General features: G+C 45.1%; 16 protein-coding genes. 4 read left to right on the top strand and 12 right to left on the bottom strand.

Features of this window, described 5'->3' with window-relative positions; genetic code table 11:
- Position 1: 1 nt before the first annotated feature.
- From denD to ltnD, 6 genes are read right to left on the bottom strand one after another with little or no spacing between them, the layout of a single operon-like run.
- Positions 2-961 carry a D-erythronate dehydrogenase gene (gene denD, locus H0913_RS02860; RefSeq protein ID WP_181477962.1) on the bottom strand — a complete coding sequence of 320 codons (960 nt, stop codon included), beginning with the start codon at positions 959-961 and terminating at the stop codon, positions 2-4.
- A 57-nt stretch (positions 962-1,018) separates the two neighbouring features.
- Positions 1,019-1,786: a DeoR/GlpR family DNA-binding transcription regulator gene (locus tag H0913_RS02855; protein ID WP_036954967.1), complete on the bottom strand. Its 768-nt coding sequence runs from the start codon at positions 1,784-1,786 to the stop codon at positions 1,019-1,021.
- 9 nt (positions 1,787-1,795) lie between these two features.
- Positions 1,796-2,575: a 2-oxo-tetronate isomerase gene (gene otnI / locus H0913_RS02850; RefSeq protein WP_181477961.1), complete on the bottom strand. Its 780-nt coding sequence runs from the start codon at positions 2,573-2,575 to the stop codon at positions 1,796-1,798.
- A 10-nt stretch (positions 2,576-2,585) separates the two neighbouring features.
- Entirely contained in the window at positions 2,586-3,227 is a 642-nt protein-coding gene (locus tag H0913_RS02845) for an aldolase (protein ID WP_154638716.1), read from the bottom strand.
- Entirely contained in the window at positions 3,220-4,497 is a 1,278-nt protein-coding gene (gene otnK, locus H0913_RS02840; RefSeq protein WP_181477960.1) for a 3-oxo-tetronate kinase, read from the bottom strand. The genes H0913_RS02845 and otnK overlap by 8 nt, the downstream gene beginning before the upstream one ends.
- Positions 4,494-5,402: an L-threonate dehydrogenase gene (ltnD, locus tag H0913_RS02835; protein WP_181477959.1), complete on the bottom strand. Its 909-nt coding sequence runs from the start codon at positions 5,400-5,402 to the stop codon at positions 4,494-4,496. Before ltnD ends, otnK begins: the two co-directional genes overlap by 4 nt.
- Before the next feature lie 421 nt (positions 5,403-5,823).
- On the opposite strand from ltnD, the gene H0913_RS02830 reads away from it, so the two are divergent.
- Positions 5,824-6,213 carry a YidB family protein gene (locus H0913_RS02830; RefSeq protein ID WP_154602097.1) on the top strand — a complete coding sequence of 130 codons (390 nt, stop codon included), beginning with the start codon at positions 5,824-5,826 and terminating at the stop codon, positions 6,211-6,213.
- 64 nt (positions 6,214-6,277) lie between these two features.
- On the opposite strand, the gene metE is transcribed toward H0913_RS02830, so the two are convergent.
- Positions 6,278-8,557 (bottom strand): 5-methyltetrahydropteroyltriglutamate--homocysteine S-methyltransferase, encoded by a 2,280-nt coding sequence (gene metE / locus H0913_RS02825; protein ID WP_181477958.1) that lies wholly within the window; start codon positions 8,555-8,557, stop codon positions 6,278-6,280.
- A 108-nt stretch (positions 8,558-8,665) separates the two neighbouring features.
- Between metE and metR the strand changes: the two genes are divergently transcribed.
- Positions 8,666-9,622, top strand: coding sequence for an HTH-type transcriptional regulator MetR (gene metR / locus H0913_RS02820; protein WP_154602095.1), 957 nt, complete (start codon positions 8,666-8,668; stop codon positions 9,620-9,622).
- Here metR and H0913_RS02815 read toward each other — a convergent pair.
- From H0913_RS02815 to H0913_RS02805, 3 genes are all read right to left on the bottom strand, one after another.
- A complete protein-coding gene (locus tag H0913_RS02815; protein WP_154602094.1) occupies positions 9,519-10,406 on the bottom strand; it encodes a carboxylate/amino acid/amine transporter in 888 nt (295 codons plus the stop codon). The two genes, metR and H0913_RS02815, sit on opposite strands and share 104 nt — an antisense overlap.
- Positions 10,407-10,472: 66 nt before the next feature.
- Complete coding sequence (locus H0913_RS02810) at positions 10,473-12,122, bottom strand: Na+/H+ antiporter (RefSeq protein ID WP_036955001.1); 1,650 nt, start codon at positions 12,120-12,122, stop codon at positions 10,473-10,475.
- A gap of 292 nt (positions 12,123-12,414) precedes the next feature.
- Positions 12,415-13,761: an NCS2 family permease gene (locus tag H0913_RS02805; RefSeq protein ID WP_181477957.1), complete on the bottom strand. Its 1,347-nt coding sequence runs from the start codon at positions 13,759-13,761 to the stop codon at positions 12,415-12,417.
- 555 nt (positions 13,762-14,316) lie between these two features.
- Here H0913_RS02805 and H0913_RS02800 point away from each other — a divergent pair.
- Complete coding sequence (locus H0913_RS02800) at positions 14,317-16,002, top strand: ArnT family glycosyltransferase (RefSeq protein ID WP_232368820.1); 1,686 nt, start codon at positions 14,317-14,319, stop codon at positions 16,000-16,002.
- Between the two features lie 72 nt (positions 16,003-16,074).
- Here H0913_RS02800 and H0913_RS02795 read toward each other — a convergent pair whose 3' ends face one another.
- Positions 16,075-17,271, bottom strand: coding sequence for an MFS transporter (locus H0913_RS02795; protein ID WP_154602091.1), 1,197 nt, complete (start codon positions 17,269-17,271; stop codon positions 16,075-16,077).
- Between the two features lie 341 nt (positions 17,272-17,612).
- Here H0913_RS02795 and H0913_RS02790 point away from each other — a divergent pair, with 341 nt between their 5' ends.
- Entirely contained in the window at positions 17,613-18,170 is a 558-nt protein-coding gene (locus tag H0913_RS02790; protein ID WP_181478668.1) for a helix-turn-helix domain-containing protein, read from the top strand.
- A gap of 45 nt (positions 18,171-18,215) precedes the next feature.
- On the opposite strand, the gene ilvN is transcribed toward H0913_RS02790, so the two are convergent.
- Complete coding sequence (ilvN, locus tag H0913_RS02785; RefSeq protein ID WP_132497153.1) at positions 18,216-18,500, bottom strand: acetolactate synthase small subunit; 285 nt, start codon at positions 18,498-18,500, stop codon at positions 18,216-18,218.

Raw genomic sequence — 18,500 nt, 5'->3', positions numbered from 1 at the left:
CCTATTTCGCACAGCCATGGTGCTTAATGAAGGAACGGATCGCATCGCTAAATGACCCATCAGCTTTAAAGCCTAAATCCAGTGCACGGCGAATATCGAATTTACCCGGCCAGCTTGCCACAATGCGGTTGATGGATTCATCCGGTTCAAAGCGAATTAAATCAACTGCTTGTTGACCAGCGACATCACGCAGGGCATCAATCATCTCTTGTACTGTCACGGTGATCCCTGGCAGGTTCACTGTGCGTGAAAGACCAAATTTCTCTGCAGGAATCGAAACCGCATGGATGAAGTTGTTGATTACCGTTTCTGGGCTAGATAACCATAGCGCCAACTCTGGAGACACTGGGCAAACACTCTCAATCCCATTTAGTGGCTCGCGGATAATACCGCTAGCAAAAGAAGATGCCGCTTTATTCGGGACTCCCGGGCGAATACTAATGGTAGGTAAGCGCATCACGCGTCCATCCACATAGCCTTTACGGGAATAGTCGTTCACCATCAATTCACACATGGCTTTTTGAGCGCCATAAGAAGACTGAGGGTTCACAACACACAGGTCGGTGATCACATCCGGTAATTCACCGCCAAAAACCGCAAGGGAGCTGGTGAATAAAAACTTGATGGCAGGGTTTTTAGCGCGAGCGACTTCAAGCAATTGGCGAGTCGCATCGAAGTTCACTTTCATGCCTAAGTTAAAGTCACTTTCAGCATGGCTACTGACGATCGCCGCAAGGTGGAATACCACGTCAGTTTGCGCGTCAATCAGCTTATCTGCGGCTTCTGGCTGGGTTAAATCTAATGCAACGCAACTCACACGAGAGTCTTCAATAGGCGATGTAGGGCATTGAATATCCGCTAAAACGAGCTGGTTAAATTTTAATCCTTGGTTGTTTTTAAGCAAAGCAGCGGCTAGCTGCTGGCCCAGAAAGCCTGCGCCACCAGTAATAATAACTTTCATTGTCATTCTCCTTGCTATAACCCTGTCGGGCTATGCATCAGTAGGTAAGATGTTTTTTTATGTATTTATTAAATGAAGTTTTATGTTTTTTTCGAGTATCCGTTGCACCACATCAGACGGTAAATGTTGGTCACAAATGATGTCGTGCAATTGATCTAATGGGCAGACACGGAACATACCGTATTTACCGAATTTACTGCTGTCTGAAACCAGTACACACCGACGAGCAACATCCAATAAAGTTTGTTTTATTTGGACTTTTTCCTCATGAGGAGTGGAAACCCCATGTTGCAGATCCCATGAGCTGGTACTAATAAACGCGATGTCTACATTCAGTGTCTGCAACATAGCGGCCGCCGTATTGCCAACACAGGAGTGATTGCGTTTATCAACCTGCCCGCCTGTGTGATACAAGTTCAGTTGTGATTTATTCATCAAGTACTGCATGATGGAAAAATCATTGGTCACGATAGTGAGATTAAAACGCTCACCCAATACACGGGCAATTTCAAAGGTGGTGGTGCCTGCATCGAGGTAAACCACCTGACCATCTTCAACCAGTGAGCTGGCAAATTGACCGATTTCGCGTTTCGTTTGATGATGAAGTCTTGCCTTTTCACTCCACGGAAGCTCTTGGCGTAACGCATCATTTAACCGAACTCCACCGCTAATTCCGACAACCTTCCCTTCCTCTTCCAACATGCGAATATCACGTCGAACCGTCATATGAGAGACATTCATTAAACCCACTAAGTCATTGATAGACACAGTTTGGTGCTCATAGACATAGCGATAAATAAAATCACGACGTTCGGAAGGGATCATTCGGTTCTCCTAGGAATTAGCTTGCTTTAGCCAGCCTAAACCGTCTTCGGTGCGTCCTGCTGGGTGGTATTCACATCCCAGCCAGCCTTCATATCCCATTTCATCGAGTTGATTAAAAATCCATGGGTAATTGACTTCACCGCTATCAGGTTCATGGCGAAAAGGTACTGATGCTATCTGAATATGACTAAATTTACCCCAAAGACGCTCAATTGTTTTCAATAAGTCACCTTCCATAATCTGGCAGTGATATAAATCCAATTGAATAAACACGTTTTCGCGATTGATTTCAGGTAACAGCGCTTCAGCCTGCTTTTGGGTCGTTAAGAAATACCCCGGCATATCGCGGGTATTAATCGGCTCGATAAGCACACGAATGCCGTGCCCAGCCATCACATCCGCAGCATGCTGTATATTCTTAATAAAACACGTTTTTTGCTCTTCAGGCGTGAATTTATCATCCACTTTTCCTGCCATAGCATGCACTTGCTTGCAGCCTAATGCTAAAGCGTACTTCAGGGCGGTTTGTACCCCTTGAGCGAATTCTGCTTCACGACCGGGAATAGACGCCATTCCACGCTCGCCAGCGCCCCAATTTCCCGCAGGCATATTGAATAGAGCTTGAGTAAGTTGATGTTTTTTCAATTCACCCGCAATAACATCCGCATCTTCTTCATAAGGGAAAAGATACTCAACGCCCTTAAAGCCAGCCTGAGCGGCACGTTCAAAGCGTTGAATAAACGGAACTTCGTTAAACATCATACTGAGATTTGCTGCAAATTTTGCCATGTCTATCGCCTCATTTCTGTGGATAACGGCTTTCGAGCTCATGAACCTGCTCTTGCGTTAACGTGGTGAAGCCGTGTGGGCGCAATGTAATGTATAGACGTGCGGTATCTTCTAATTCTTCCGCATTGAAAAACGCCTGTCTTAACGTTTTTCCGCCAACAACGGGGCCGTGGTTAGAGAGTAAAATCGCATTATGATTTGGCGCTAATTTTGCGATTTCTTCACCAATACGGTCATCACCCGGTGGTAAATATTCAATCAACGGTAATTTGCCCACACGCATCACGTAATAAGGCGTGATCGGCGGTAAGCAGTTTGCGGTATCTAAATTCGGTAAACAGGACAGTGCCGTTAGCCAAGGTGAATGTAGATGAACCACCGCTTGGCAATCTGGGCGCTGCAAATACATTGCCATATGCATGGAAACTTCTTTTGTTGGCTTGTCACCATCAATCCAGTTACCTTGCGCGTCTAGTTTGCTCAGGCGCTCAGGATCTAAATCGCCAAAGCTTGAGTTAGTCGGGGTGACAATAATGCAGCCATCCGGCAGGCGGGCGCTGATATTGCCTGCACCACCGCTGCTGTAGCCGCGATTAAACATTGACTTCGCCCAATCCACTAACTCTTGGCGTAGCGCCTTTTCATTACTCATTAACCATCTCCTGTGCTAACTGGAAGAAATTCTCTTGACCAAAATTGCCTGATTTCAGTGCTAACCAGTTACCGCTTGCTAAGTCTTGTACCCAAGGCACACCCGGCGCGATAGGTGAGCCAATACTTAATTGTTCAGTTCCAAGGCTTTGCACCACTTTTCCAGAGGTTTCACCGCCCGCGATAATAAAAGTGTTATAACCTTGCTGCTGAAGTAACGTCACTACCTGCCCAAACACATTTTCTACCGCGGTACTCGATAACGCAGCGCCGTATTTTTCCTGCGTTTGCTTCAATAACTCTGGCGGTTGGGTGGCATATAACAGAGGCGCTAACCCTGTGATTTTCTGATCTTTAACCCATTGTGCTAATACCGTTGCATAGTCTGGATTATTGATGCATTCACCCACATCTAGCGCTTTGCTAGGCGCAACTTGTTGATAGCTTTGTACTTGCTTGTTGGTCATTAGCGAGCAGCTTCCCGATAAAATGACCGTTTTTCTCTCTTTCCCCGTCGGCTTAGTGCCGCGGCTTTCCCCTTGCCCCCAAGCCACTTGGCTATCAATATTCGCAAGGGCAGCCCCTAATCCTGACCCGCCCGTTAATAAAGGCAGTGATTGCGAAGCCTGAGCAATAGGCAGTAAATCATCCATCGTGAAGCTATCCACAACCGCATAGCTGATACCTTGCTGGCGCAGCTGTTCTAACTGTTCAGTGATAGCGGCGCTGCCCTTTTGCACTGTCGCCAGATTAATCAGCCCCGCTTTACCTGCCGACTGTTTTTCCATGACGCGCATCAGGTTGGCATCGGTCATTGGGGTGACTGGGTGGTGCTGCATTCCACTTTCATTGAGCAATTGGCCGTTAACAAACAGGTGCCCATGTACCACGGTTCGACCGTTAACAGGCAATGCAGGGCACACTAATGATAATGACGTACCCAGTTGCTTCATCAGTGCATCAGTCACTGGGCCAATGTTGCCTTTCTCGGTTGAATCAAATGTGGAGCAATATTTAAAGAAAATTTGCTGGCACTGCGCCGATTCCTTCAGCCAGCGGCAGGCATTCACCGAGGCACTAATGGCTTCATCCACAGGGCAAGAACGACTTTTCAAGCTCACCACAATGGCATCCACATCTTGAGGGATTGGAGTATTTTCATTCGGCTCATTCAGTAGCTGCACCACTTTCCAGCCGTTTTGTACCATAAAGCCTGCAATATCTGTCGCGCCGGTAAAATCATCAGCAATCACGCCTAATTTCACTGTCATGCCTTTTTCTCCGGTAAAGTAATTCCCTTAAAGGTTTTGATAACGGCACTATCATCCTGTAAGCCAAAACCTTCATTACTGGCTGAGATAAACATTTGATGCGCTGTTGCCGCCAGAGGTAGCGGGAAATTCAGCGCTTTTCCGGTTTGTATCACCAAACCGAGATCTTTCACAAAAATATCGACTGACGATTTAGGGGTATAGTCTCCGTCAAGTACATGCTGCATGCGATTCTCAAACATCCATGAGTTACCAGCCGCATGGGTGACGATGTCATACATCACATCTAAATCGATGCCCGCTTTTGCCGCCAGCGCCATACTTTCCGCAGCAACCGCAATATGCACCCCCGCCAATAGCTGGTGGATAGTTTTCACGGTTGAGCCAAGGCCGATTTCATCCCCCACACGATAAAGGCGCTCTGAAATTGCCTCAAATACCGTCGCAAGCTGAGTGAATAGCTCGGGGGAACCCGATGCCATGACGGTCAGTTTGCCTTCTGCCGCTTTAATCGCGCCGCCAGATATCGGCGCATCGACTAATAGAAGCTGGTATTCGGCAAGGCGCTGAGCTATCTGTTTTGTCTGCTCCGCCGCCAGTGTGCTGTGCAATACAATAATCGTATTTGGACGAAGCTGCTCTACCAGTGGTTTCTCACCACCAAACAAAATCGCCTCAACCTGCTGGCCATTGACGACGACCATAAGTAGCGCATCTAGCTGTTGCGCATACTGCGCGGCATCTTGCCCTGTGGCTTGTGCCCCATATTCGAGTAGCGTCTCACACGCTTGTGGATTTAAATCAAACCCATAGGTTGGGATCTTATTTCTTATTAGTGATTGCGCGATCCCCATCCCCATCGAACCCAGACCAATAACGCCAACATGGTTAACGGTATTTTTCATCTAGCCCCCTGATGTTGTCAGTTCCAACAAATGATAAATTCTGGTTAATACGGTTAGTTTTGGTAAATACTGTGAATTCTGGTGAATGTTGTGAATTTTCACATAACCAAATTCACAAACACATGACTATCATCACACTAAAGATAATATAAATTTTAAACAATTGTTTATTATCTTATTGATATTCAAGTGTTTTTATATTTGGCAATCTGATGCTACCCTTCACAAGAAAGTGTGATAAAAACTGTGAGTAATTTGGTTGTTTTTTAATCCATTGGTTTTTATACCGATTAAATTCCCTCTTTGTCTCTGATTTTCATTGACCTGTTGAGTAAATTCCCCAAAATAGCCGCCTATTATTTTTTGTAAAATGTTCCATACTTGGTATTGAACGCATCAATTACGTTATCGAGGAGTCAAAATGGGTCTGTTTGATCAAGTGTTAAGCATGGTTGCAGGTGATAAAATGCAACAGTTTCAATCTGTTATTGATTGGGTTGAAAAGCAAGGCGGGCTCTCCGGTGTCGTCGATAAATTTAACACTGAAGGCTTAGGCGGGATCGTTTCATCATGGATTGCTGAAGGTGAAAATTTGCCAGTTAATGCTAGCCAGCTAATGCAAGTTTTCGGTGATTCAGGGATCCAAGAGCTCGCTCAACGCGTTGGTTTAGATCCACAACAAGCAACAGATATGGTCGCGAAATATTTACCGACTATCGTGGATAGCGCGAGCCCGAATGGTGTGCTGCCAGAAAATATCGATTTAGCGTCAATTGGCATGAACTTACTGAAACAAAAACTGTTCGGTTAAGCCCGATCTTTGGCACAAATAAAAGCCCACTTTAAAGTGGGCTTTTTACTAAACTAACTTGTTACTAGCTTTGATACTCATTTCGCAGTTTTTTCGCCGCTTCCACCATGTTAGCCAGTGCTTGGCGAGTCTCTGTCCATCCCCGAGTTTTTAAACCGCAGTCTGGGTTCACCCATAAACGCTCCACGGGAACTCGCTGTGCAGCCTTACGTAATAGCGCCACAATCCACTCTACATTTGGGACGTTAGGCGAGTGAATATCATAAACCCCCGGACCAATTTCATTTGGATAATCAAAATCTTCGAATGCGTCTAATAGATCCATATCCGAGCGCGACGTTTCAATGGTGATCACATCGGCATCCAGCGCAGCAATCGAATCCATGATGTCATTGAACTCGCAATAACACATATGGGTGTGAATCTGTGTCTCATCATCGGCGATAGCGGCACTTAATTTAAAGGCATCTACCGCCCAAGTCAGATAGTCATTCCATTCATCGCGACGCAGCGGCAGCCCTTCACGTAATGCAGGCTCATCAATCTGAATGATGCCAATACCCGCTTTTTGTAAATCATCCACTTCGTCACGCAATGCCAGCGCAATTTGCTTGGCTATTGTTTCACGACTGACATCTTCCCGAGGGAATGACCAGCACAGGATTGTTACCGGGCCTGTCAGCATTCCTTTCACCGGTTTATCCGTCAACGACTGCGCATACTTGGCCCACTCCACGGTAATGGCTTCTGGACGGCTAATATCACCAATGATCACAGGTGGCTTCACGCAGCGAGAACCGTAACTCTGTACCCAACCATTTTGCGTAAAGACATAGCCATCAAAGTGTTCACCGAAATATTCCACCATGTCATTTCGCTCAGCTTCACCATGAACGAGGACGTCAATATCCAGTAGCTCCTGCTCCTTGATAGCTTGTTTGATGTGCTCACTGATACTGGTACGGTAATTCAGTTGATCCACATTGCCTTTTTTGAAATCAAGACGCAAAGAACGAATTTCACTGGTTTGCGGGAAAGAGCCAATCGTCGTGGTTGGCCACAATGGCAGATTAAAACGTTGGCGCTGAAGTTCAGCACGCTCTACATAAGGGCGAGTACGCTCGGTATCTTTCGAGTTAATTGCGGCTAAGCGCTGAGCGACCTGCGCATTATTGACTCGAGAAGAGGTGCGGCGAGCACGAATTGGCGCACTATAGGTTTCTAGCGCTGCGATATTTTCTGCCGTTGGTTGATTGAGTGTTTTCGTCAATAGCGCCAGTTCTTCACATTTTTGCAGCGCAAATGCAAACCAGCTTTTCACTTCGGCATCCAGACGCGTTTCATCATTTAAATCAATTGGGCTATGCAGTAACGAGCAAGATGAACCGACCCACAGAGTACGCTCCCCTAGCAGCGGTTTCACCCGTTGGAATTTCTCGCCTAAATCCCCTTTCCATACGTTGCGGCCGTTAATTAACCCTAGCGAAAGCACCCAGTCCTTAGGAAGCGCTTGATGTAGTGCCGCAATATCATCCTTGCCCGCAACCACATCCACATGCAGTCCTTGCACGGGCAGTTGTTTAATCACATCCAAGTGATGGCTAATACCGTCAAAATAGGTGGTTAACAATAAGTTAGTTTTACCTGCTAAGGATTGATACGCTTGTTGATACGCGTTCTGCCATTCGAGAGGTAAATCGAGTACCAATGCGGGCTCGTCAATTTGCACCCACTCCACGCCTTTTTCAGCCAGTCTAGTTAGAATTTCTTGGTAAACAGGCAGTAAATCTTTCAGTAACGATAGGCGATCGAAGGCAGGTCCCTTCACTTTTCCTAACCACAAATAGGTAATCGGGCCAATGACGACAGGCTTAACGTGATGACCGAGTTTTAACGCTTCGTCGACTTCGTCAAACAGTTGATTCCACGACAGTTTAAATTGTTGTCCTTGCTGAAATTCCGGCACGATATAGTGATAGTTAGTATTAAACCATTTCGTCATTTCTCCCGCTGCCGCTGGCTTGCCTGTTGGCGCACGACCCCGAGCTACACGGAATAAGGTATCTAAATCAACAGAGCCATCTTCATTTTGATGACGCGGCGGAACGTTTCCTAGTAATAAACTAGTGGTTAATACTTGGTCATACCACGCAAAGTCACCGACGGGTAGCAGGTCTACACCTGCATTTTTTTGTTGTTCCCAGTGACGAACACGTAATTGGTAACCTGTTTCAAGAAGTGCAGATTGGTCAATTTTGCCTGCCCAATAATCTTCTTGTGCACGTTTGAGTTCTCTTTTCAGACCGACACGTGGAAAACCAAGTGTATGATTTATAACAGACATATTGACCCCTTAAAATATTTAGCCGTCTAGATGTTTACACATCTATAATCAACAGGTACTGTATAAAGCACAAGCGCAAATTATTCATCGTCTACTTGAAGGTTTCTCATGATCGAATTAAAACATTTAAAAACGTTGCAGGCGCTCAGCCAATACGGATCATTAGCTGCCACTGCGACGCACCTGCACCAGACTCAGTCTGCGCTATCTCACCAATTTAGTGATTTAGAGCATCGCTTAGGCTACAAACTGTTTGTTCGTAAAACTCAGCCCGTCCATTTCACGCCGCAAGGGGAAGTTCTGCTGCAACTAGCGCAACGTATTTTGCCAATGGTGAAAGATGCCATTCGTGTCTGCAATGAACCGACGGTCAGTACTCTACGTATCGCGATTGAATGCCACAGCTGTATTCAGTGGCTAACCCCTGCATTGCAACAGTTTAGGCAAGCATGGCCACAAGTGACCGTTGATTTTAAATCTGGCGTGACCTTTGACCCGCAGCCTGAATTACTTTCGCGGGAATTAGATATCGTGATGACCTCTGATATTCTGGCGGATCAAGATTTGCACTACACGCCGATGTTTGATTATGAAGTGAAACTGGTGGTAGCGAATGACCACCCTTTAGCTAAAAAACCGTTAATTGAGCCTCATGATCTTGCCAAAGAGACATTGCTGATTTATCCAGTTCAGCGTCAACGTTTTGATATCTGGCGTCATTTTTTACAGCCAGCCGGTATTTCACCCAATATCAAAACCGTCGACAATACGCTGATTTTAATTCAGATGGTGGCGGCTAAAATGGGGATTGCGGCACTGCCACACTGGGCGGTGGATTCCTTTGAAAAGCAAGGTTTGATTACAACGAAAACTTTAGGAAGTGGGTTATGGAGCCGACTGTACGCTGCATGTCGTGAAGGGGAACAGCGCCAGCCAGCCATTGAAACATTTACCAATACCGCTACTGATCACGCGGTGGAGAATTTGTCTTACGTGAAGCCGGTGCGAGGATCCAGCGCTTATGCACCCACAGAGACGCAATTATCAGGCTCGACCCAATGGTAAAACTGAGCCAATTAGGATGTTGCTGCCAAATGGCAAAATTCACTAATAAACCTGCTGGAACCATCATGTTATTCATTATCGCGAGGGTTCCGGCATCCACTTTTGTGGCGCCATAATTCCACAGAAAATAACCAATCCCCGACGCAACCACGCCCAACCAGAGTAAAACTATCCATTGAGCTTGGCTTGTCGGCACCATCGCCTTATTTCCAAACAGTAGCCATCCCACCAAGGCAATCAACGTCGCACCGAGGTAGAACCATGAAAAGGCTTGATGCTGGGGGATCGGATGCACTTCCATTAAGCGCTTATAGCCCACTTGTCCAAGTGCAAAGAAGATGTTGGCAAGCTGCACAAACATCAATCCAATCCAGAATGATTCGCTAAGGTGATCATAACGAATAATGGCAGCACCAATCACGGCTAATATCGAGCTAAACAGGTAGCCTTTACGTAGTCGCTGGCGCTCTAAAAGATCGTAAATCAACGTGACATATAGCGGAGTTAATACCGTAAATAGCAAAAATTCTGCCACGCTCAGGTATTTATAGGCTTGGAAAACAAAGTAATACATGATCCCCAGCTGGCAAGCGCCCACTAGCATATACAGTGAGATCACTTTGGCACTGAAGTTGCGCCAACGCAGGAAAGGTAGGAATACCAAAGAGGCTAAACTCACGCGGATAAGCACAGATAGCCAGCTATCTACCTGCCCTGCGAGGTATTCCCCCATTAAACTAAAAGACGCTGCCCAGAGCAGCGTCGTGAAAACGAGTAACCACATTGTTGTTCACTCTCAAGCACAATGATTTAACAAACAAGATGCCCGTAGAATACTCGTTTTTTCGTTTTAATGCTCTTTTTCGATCAGTACGGCTTCTAATAAATCCAGGTCCACCAGCAAACTTTGCAAGGTTTCATTGCTAATTTTTCGTGTTGCGCGTAAGTGATAGAGCTCACCGCGTTCTGCACGTAGCGCCGTTAAGCGAAAACGCCGTTCAAGGTCTTCAATCTGCAAGTTGTGTTCCATCTCGTCTTGGTCGGCAGTTCGACGACGTAAATGACCAATCACCCTTGTCGCGACTTCGTTGATGTCTTCCGAGTCTAATTGCTCTTCCACATCCGCCGATAAACGCTCTTGCATCTTGTTCAAGCTGACAATCGCCACTTCGGCCATTGCGGCTTTCGCCATACGGATCTCGTTGATATCCGCCTCTTTATCCCCCACTTTAAAATTGCGCAGCAGAAGCGGTAACGCCACAACGCCCGCAAAAATGGAGAATAAAATGACCCCTGCGGCGATAAACACTAGCTGGTACCTTGCAGGGAACGGAGAACCATCGGTGAGAAACAATGGCACCGAGAGCACACCGGCTAAGGTAATTGCCCCACGAACCCCGGCAAACGACGCTAACCACAATTCACGGACGGTATAGCTCGCGAACTGTAATGGGCGTTTTTTCAGGAACAGGCGGCTGAATCTCTTCATCAACCATAGCCAGCAGAAACGCAAAATCAGTAAGGCAAAATAGATAATAACAACGGCAGTAAACAGCATCCAAGTTTCAACGCTTGGGTCGAGTTCTGCTTGAATAACTGACGTTTCCCAAATCCCCGGTAATTGCAAACCGAGCATAATGAACACTAAGCCGTTAAAGACAAACTCTAACATCGACCAGACGCTATCAGCACGTAAACGCATCGCCAAAGGCGCATTACGGATAACACCGGATTTGGTGATAGTCATACCCGCAGCAACCGCCGCCAGAATCCCTGAGAAACCGATATGTTCCGCAATCATGTAGGAAGCGAATGGTAACAACAGCATGAAGACGATTTGTGTTGCGGGATCATCCCCACTCCAGCGGCTCATTAAGCGCAGAGACTTACTGTATAACCACGTCACAGCAACACCTGCCAACAGGCCACCGACTGCGACTTTAAAGAATTCGATTGTAACGCCCGATACGCTGAAGACCATCGTTCCCATGGCAATCGCCACGGCGAACTTCAACGCCACCAGACCGGAAGCATCGTTCATCAACGCTTCCCCTTCGAGTACGCTCATCATGCGCTTGGGAATTCGCCCTTTCCCGACGATAGAGGACAATGCCACCGCATCTGTTGGGGAAAGTACCGCAGCCAGCGCAAAGGCGGCAATAAGTGGAATACCAGGCATCAACCAGTAAATCAGATAACCAATCCCGATAACGGTTACTAACACTAGCACTAATACCAGAATGAAAATTTCTCGTCCATTCTGGAAAAATTCACGGGTAGGGGTTTTCCAACCATCGACGAATAACAGCGGTGGAATCAAAAGAACCATAAAGAGTTCGGGGTCAAAGGAGACATGCAACCCAAATTGAGGCCACGCTAATAATGCACCGATAGCAATTTGAATAAGAGGAAGGGGAATACGGATGGGAATGACTTTCGTCACCACACCAGAAACAGAGACAGCCAAGATCAAAATCAGAATAGTAAAGAAAATTTCCATGTTGCCCTTACTTATTAACTAATGCATACCCTAAATATCGCAGCTTAAAGTATAACGGGAGAACCCAAAATTTGCCTGCCGCCGCATAGTAAGAGATAGCACCGTCCAGACCATGAGATTTTCAGTCAAGGCAGCCAGTGGTTGAAAATAGGCATTTTCACTTCATTTACCGCCTTAGCACTATTCTATCCTTAACAGGCTATCTGACGGGAAAATAATTTGGAGTTTAGAACGAATCGCAACAATCCGTTAAAGGGCGACAACAGGTGCCGCCCTATCATTAGAATTACCTTTATATAGCGAGGTCGGCAGCATAAAACGCTACCAATAGAACCGCGATAACCACGCTACCAATATTCAGTTTACGCCATTCACCCGCACAGATACGCCCGATAACCAGTGAAGCGAAACCTAGCATGATACCGGTGACGATATTACAGGTTAATACGATGAATACCGCGCACAGTAAACCTGACATCGAATCCACAAAATCATCGAAATCTAATTTCGAGACATTGCTCAACATCAACAGACCCACATACATCAGTGCTGGCGCCGTTGCATAGGCAGGTACCAGATAAGACAATGGCGATAAGAACAAGATAAATAAGAATAAAACACCAACAACTACAGCGGTTAAACCTGTACGACCGCCTGCTGCGGTTCCTGCTGCAGATTCGATATATACCGCGGCTGGTGATGCGCCGATCGCCCCAGCAAAAATGCTGCTGACAGAATCAGCGGTTAACGCTTTTCCACCATCGATAATCTGACTGTCTTTATCCAGCAAGTTCGCTTGACCCGCAACAGCGCGGATAGTCCCCGTTGCATCAAAAACTGCCGTCATCACTAATGCCAGAACACTTGGCAGAACCGCTGCTTGAAGGGCGCCCATGATATCCATGCTGAACATCAGCGCTAAACCATCTTCACCGAATGAAGGCAGTTTAAAGAAACCTTGGTATTTAACGGCAGGGTCGAAAATCAAACCAATAATCGAAATCGCGATAATGACTAATAACACTCCGCCCGGTACACGGCGTTTTTCTAAACCGAAAATTACAGCTAAACCAATCAGAGACATTAAAACAGGGAATGAAGTAAATTCACCCAGCGCAACGGGTAAGCCTGCATTTGGATTTTTAACCACTAAGCCAACGCCCGTTGCTGCAATCAAGAGTAAAAACAGGCCGATACCAATACCCGTACCGTGAGCCACGCCCATTGGCATGTTACGTAAAATCCAACTACGAATACCTGTCACAGAAATAATGGTGAATAAACACCCCATTAAGAACACGGCACCCAGCGCAACTGGAATACTAATGTGTTGCCCTAACACCAAGCTAAAGGCGGTAAACGCCGTTAATGAGATTGCACAGCCAATTGCCATTGGCAGATTCGCCCATAACCCCATTAATAAAGAACCGAAACCCGCGACTAAACAGGTTGCGATAAATACTGCAGTAGGGGGGAAGCCTGCTTGTCCTAACATACCCGGCACGACGATGACAGAATAAACCATCGCTAAGAATGTCGTTAATCCCGCAATGATTTCGCGACGCACTGATGAGCCACGCGCTGTGATCTTAAAATATGAATCCAATTTGCAATTGGATGAAGCCTGTTGGCCTGCCATGGTATACCTCTGCTATTAATTTTAGAAAATTCTATGTCACTATTTTTGCTAAGCTTTTCATAAGCATTTATTCATTTTTTGCTTGGTGACTTAGCGAATATCGCCTCAAACTGAAACTCACGTAAACGATTACCTTTTTGAAAAAATGTTTACTGAACCGAGATAACTGGTAAACAGAATGACTCTCTAGGGACAGTGCGCAAACGTTTGGCTTTCAGAACAAAGTGAGGCGAATTGTGAAGAGCGTAATTATCGTTCGAAAGGGGGGAATTGATCAAGTGTTTTATGATTGGCGGTTTTTTAGCCAAAAAACCATAAAAACTACGCCGTATTTTTACAATCCTCCATAAAAGTCAGTCATATTTCGTTCTATATACCCTTTGTTTAAATACATGCGGAAGAGTGTTGCTAAAATCCCCACTAATATTGAGTTTTTAATAAATAATCTGTTTATGAAAGTATTTATTCTCTAATACTAATTAAATAACTCATTTCTCTGGTGATTATTTTTATAAATATATTTTTTAATAATACTTAACACTCGCTATAAATATTATGTCAACCATTACAGCCTCAATTAAAACAATGCCAAAAAGTGCCTTAATACTTTTTGCTGTATTTTTACTGATTTATCTCCTTCCCGGGATTTATGGGCATAGCCCATGGAAGCAAGATGAAAACTACAGTTTCGGTATTATTCAAACCATGTATGAAACTGGAAATTGGCTGGTACCGACCAATGCGGGCGAGCCTTTTATGGAAAAACCGCCATTCTATTATTGGACGGCGACGATTTTCTCTCATTTATTATCGGGAGTGATGCCGCTATACGATGCCGCACGCAGCGCCAGTTTATTTTTCTCTATTATTAATTTTTATTTTTTTGTTTTATTAGCTCGCCGCTTTTTTAAATCTGACAGTTTTTCTGATGCCCGTATTTGGACAGCCTTTGCACTGTACGTTTGTGCGCCGGGAATATTGCGACACACCCATGAAATGTTCACGGATGTTTCGTTAATTACAGGGGCTACCATCGGCTTATATGGCTTATTAGGGTTAATTCAGCAACAGAAAATTGCTACGTCCGCCTTCTGGCTCTGCCTTGGAACCATTATCACCACCTTATCTAAAGGCGTATTTATTCCTGGCGTTCTGTGGATCAGCCTATTTTTGGCGCCTGTATTTCTTGTTCAATGCCGCTCTAAACAGTTTTGGCTACCCGCGCTATTCGCAGGCTTAGTCTCTCTCATCGCTATCCTGCCTTGGCCAATTATGCTGTATGTGCAGCATCCCGAGCTGTTCGTGACTTGGTTTTGGGAAAATAATATTGGCCGTTTCCTTGGATTTTCCGTTGAAAAGTTAGGAGCTAAAGCCAATTTCACGCGAATTCCTTCCGCTATTGCATTCTTTGCCCTTCCTGCAGGGCTACTAGCGACAGCCTATTTTTTACGTCATCCACTCAAACGCCTGCGCGATCATAATGAATATTTGATTGCCATATTTCCTGTCCTTGGCGTCGCATTCTTGCAAATGTCTGCCAGTGGGCGAGCGCTCTATTTGCTGCCCTTTATTGCTCCGATGGCGATCCTCGGCGTGCAGGCTCTTGGCTGGTTTTCAGAGAAAATCTTGAACGCATTTGCACGCTTCGCTGCTTTTTTCTGGTCTGGGTTAATTCTCTTTCTGTGGGCTTGCTACGTTATCGTATTAACGGGTCATCACGCCCAATGGTTACCTGTTTTTGGTCGTTGGTTACCGCTTGATTACCAAATGCATTTTTCTGTGTTTGCGTTGATAGCGGGCATTTTTATTACCTGTTTTTGGTTCTTCCGCAATCGTCTTATTTCCTCTTCAGACAGCGCTTTCCAAGCGATAAGAAACTGGTCTCTGGGGATGGTGAGCGTGTGGAGCATTATTCTCACATTGTTTGTTGGTTGGATTGATTATTCAAAAGGCTACGAAGGCGTTTTTGTAGACCTTCGTCATCATTTAGAAGGGCAATTTACCCAGAATGACTGTATGGCTTCCGAAAACCTTGGGGAATCCGAAGCGCCGATGCTCTACTACTACACGGGTATTTTGCATCAAAGGCAGCTGGAATTTGAGAAGCCGCAACAGTGCCGCTGGCTGATTGTGTTATCCAAAGAAATTCAACCTGCGCCTGAAGGCATGAAATTGTTTTGGTCAAATCATCGTCCTGATGAATTCCGCGAGAATTTAGTGGTTTATCGAGTGACAGAATAGTTGATAGCGAATAAAAATCCCCGAGCCAGAACTGAACTCGGGGATTTTTTTATATATTGAGGATAAAAAATGTTACTGAGCTTGTTGCTCAATGGCTTGAGCGCCATATTTTTCACGGGTAAACCATAAAAATAGTCCCGCTATTCCAATCAATAATATCGGCAGACCTGATGGCGAAATCGCCGTTGCAGCGCCAGCCAACAATGGTCCAGAAAGGTTACCAATTCCCCATAACATTGCCGCTGCGGCGTTGGCTATAATCAGCTCATTCCCTCTGAAGTATTGGCCAATCTGTACTAAAGCAATAGTGTAAATGGCCCCGGCCGTCGCCCCCAACACAAACAGTAAAACCCAAATAAAGTAAGTGTGCGTAATTAAGAACGGTAGCAACATACTTGCCCCTAACGTCACCACGCCGCAAATTCGGTACAGTTTTTCGCGATTCATATGGTCAGCTAACCAACCAAATGGCATTTGCATAATCGCATCTCCCGCCAAAATTGCGCTGATCATCATCGCCGCAACCGCCTCGGTATGCCCCATGCCCATCCCGTAAATTGGGAACATTGACAAGATAGTGCCATCGAAAAAAGCAAAAAATAGAATTCCGGCACAAATTCCAGGAGCAACTTTCACGAACTGCACAATTGAAAAGTTAGATTCTGACGCCGTTTCTGCGAGCCTATCTCCCACTTTTTGATCCATAAGTAGGAATAAAGCCACAGAAATTAAGTGAATCAAGGTACAAATAAACAGCGGCGATTTATCTTCCACACCATAATAGGCAATAAATGACGGACCTAATAATTGGCTAACGGTAAATACCGTCGTGTAAATCGCCAATATACGCCCTCGCTTGTTTTCAGGGGATAATTCGTTGATCCATGTTTCCCCCAAACAAATCATCACCCCGCTCGCAAGTCCCGTAATCAACCGTAAAGGAAAAAGCAGCCATAAAGGTAGGGAACTCAATAGTGGCAGTAAGCTAATAGCGGAGATCACCGTCGCGATTAACATCGCTTTGCGCTTTCCACACCACTTCACAATGCGCTGTACCACTGGGGCAATCAAAAACATCCCCAAGGCTGGAGCCGCAGAGATAATGCCAATGTACAGCTCACCCACACCAAAATTATTCAGTCGCAGCGCCACCATAGGGATGCTGAGACCAATCACAATGCCGATAACGGCAATGCTGGTTGTAATCGTAAAAATAGCAAAAGAAGCAGAACGTCGAAAATGTTGAAAACTCGAATTAGCAGGGCTCATTTTTGTATTAATCTGCTCAATTAGGATTAATTGTCAGATATAAACTCCGAAAAGATATTATTTATTTGAAATAAAACGCTGTAACATATTCAGTCATTAGAATAATACAAATTAAATTATATCATGAATTTATTCAACAAAATAACACACTGAAAGAACAATAAATCTTATTTTTATAACTGTGTATTTAAAAAGTAATTTTTTAGATTATTTTTCCATTTATTCTCATTCGGCAAAATATTATTTTCATAATATCGGGTTTCTGACATTTCATATTTAAGATGTTAGAATTGGCAGCAGAAATGAGAATTTATAAAAATAATATTGTGGAAGACAGTGTCGTGGAAAATAAAATAAATATAAAAATTGGCCAGAAAGTGCGTCTGCTACGTCAGGCGAGAAACCTTTCTCTGAGTGAGCTTTCTCATTTATCAGGGATCTCTAAAGCCGCCCTCTCTAAGTTGGAATCAGGGGATTCAAATCCACGCATCGATACTTTGGAGTCCATTGCGGCAGCTCTGCGTTTTCCGCTCAGCGATTTATTTACACGTCAAAATGAATCTTATCCCTATTTGGTGAAGGCCACGCCACTCGAAGGCGATTATTTAGAGCAATTTAAATTCCGCATCAGTATGGGTAACGTCTCTGAAATTTGGCAACTTAGTATGAAAAGAGGCGCCATTATTAATAGCCCCGCGCATATGGTCGGTACCCATGAACACATTTTGGTGCACGCAGGCTCCCTAATGCTGCGCTTAGAAAATGAACAAAATGTCGTTCTTGAGGCTGGGGATTTTTACGCGTTCAGCGGAGACTTTCCTCATGCTTACTTATGCATTGAGGGGGATGTGCACGCCACCGTCGTGATGACCTATTCACACTTAAGTGATGGCGTGTAATTCGTCAGCCTACGCTCCTTGTAAGCCGACCTTATTTATTCAGAATTACTGCAAATAATCCTGCATGGTTTCAAACACGCGCAGGTCATCGCTAAAGCGAACTTCACGGACGTCTTCTAGTTTTTCAACTTGGTTAACCATCTGCGATAAACGCTCATCTTTCTGAACTAATAACCAAATGCGGCTTTCGTCCCTATCTTTAATTGGCATACATAGGATGCCGTCCACGTTAAATGCTCGACGCGCAAACAGCCCGCAAATATGTGACATGACGCCCGGATGGTTGCGAACAATTAATTCTAAGGCGATTGGGTGATGTTCAAATACCAT

The organism is Providencia rettgeri (assembly GCF_013702265.1).
Taxonomy (GTDB): domain Bacteria; phylum Pseudomonadota; class Gammaproteobacteria; order Enterobacterales; family Enterobacteriaceae; genus Providencia; species Providencia zhijiangensis.
Note: the sequence above shows the minus strand (reverse complement) of the source record. Positions and strands in the feature narration are given on the sequence as shown.

What these genes read in the sequence shown, in the direction of transcription:
- denD (WP_181477962.1), bottom strand. Translation starts at nt 961, where the DNA reads ATGAAAGTTATTATTACTGGTGGCGCAGGCTTTCTGGGCCAGCAGCTA.
- H0913_RS02855 (WP_036954967.1), bottom strand. Translation starts at nt 1,786, where the DNA reads ATGATCCCTTCCGAACGTCGTGATTTTATTTATCGCTATGTCTATGAG.
- otnI (WP_181477961.1), bottom strand. Translation starts at nt 2,575, where the DNA reads ATGGCAAAATTTGCAGCAAATCTCAGTATGATGTTTAACGAAGTTCCG.
- H0913_RS02845 (WP_154638716.1), bottom strand. Translation starts at nt 3,227, where the DNA reads ATGAGTAATGAAAAGGCGCTACGCCAAGAGTTAGTGGATTGGGCGAAG.
- otnK (WP_181477960.1), bottom strand. Translation starts at nt 4,497, where the DNA reads ATGACAGTGAAATTAGGCGTGATTGCTGATGATTTTACCGGCGCGACA.
- ltnD (WP_181477959.1), bottom strand. Translation starts at nt 5,402, where the DNA reads ATGAAAAATACCGTTAACCATGTTGGCGTTATTGGTCTGGGTTCGATG.
- H0913_RS02830 (WP_154602097.1), top strand. Translation starts at nt 5,824, where the DNA reads ATGGGTCTGTTTGATCAAGTGTTAAGCATGGTTGCAGGTGATAAAATG.
- metE (WP_181477958.1), bottom strand. Translation starts at nt 8,557, where the DNA reads ATGTCTGTTATAAATCATACACTTGGTTTTCCACGTGTCGGTCTGAAA.
- metR (WP_154602095.1), top strand. Translation starts at nt 8,666, where the DNA reads ATGATCGAATTAAAACATTTAAAAACGTTGCAGGCGCTCAGCCAATAC.
- H0913_RS02815 (WP_154602094.1), bottom strand. Translation starts at nt 10,406, where the DNA reads ATGTGGTTACTCGTTTTCACGACGCTGCTCTGGGCAGCGTCTTTTAGT.
- H0913_RS02810 (WP_036955001.1), bottom strand. Translation starts at nt 12,122, where the DNA reads ATGGAAATTTTCTTTACTATTCTGATTTTGATCTTGGCTGTCTCTGTT.
- H0913_RS02805 (WP_181477957.1), bottom strand. Translation starts at nt 13,761, where the DNA reads ATGGCAGGCCAACAGGCTTCATCCAATTGCAAATTGGATTCATATTTT.
- H0913_RS02800 (WP_232368820.1), top strand. Translation starts at nt 14,317, where the DNA reads ATGTCAACCATTACAGCCTCAATTAAAACAATGCCAAAAAGTGCCTTA.
- H0913_RS02795 (WP_154602091.1), bottom strand. Translation starts at nt 17,271, where the DNA reads ATGAGCCCTGCTAATTCGAGTTTTCAACATTTTCGACGTTCTGCTTCT.
- ilvN (WP_132497153.1), bottom strand. Translation starts at nt 18,500, where the DNA reads ATGGTATTTGAACATCACCCAATCGCCTTAGAATTAATTGTTCGCAAC.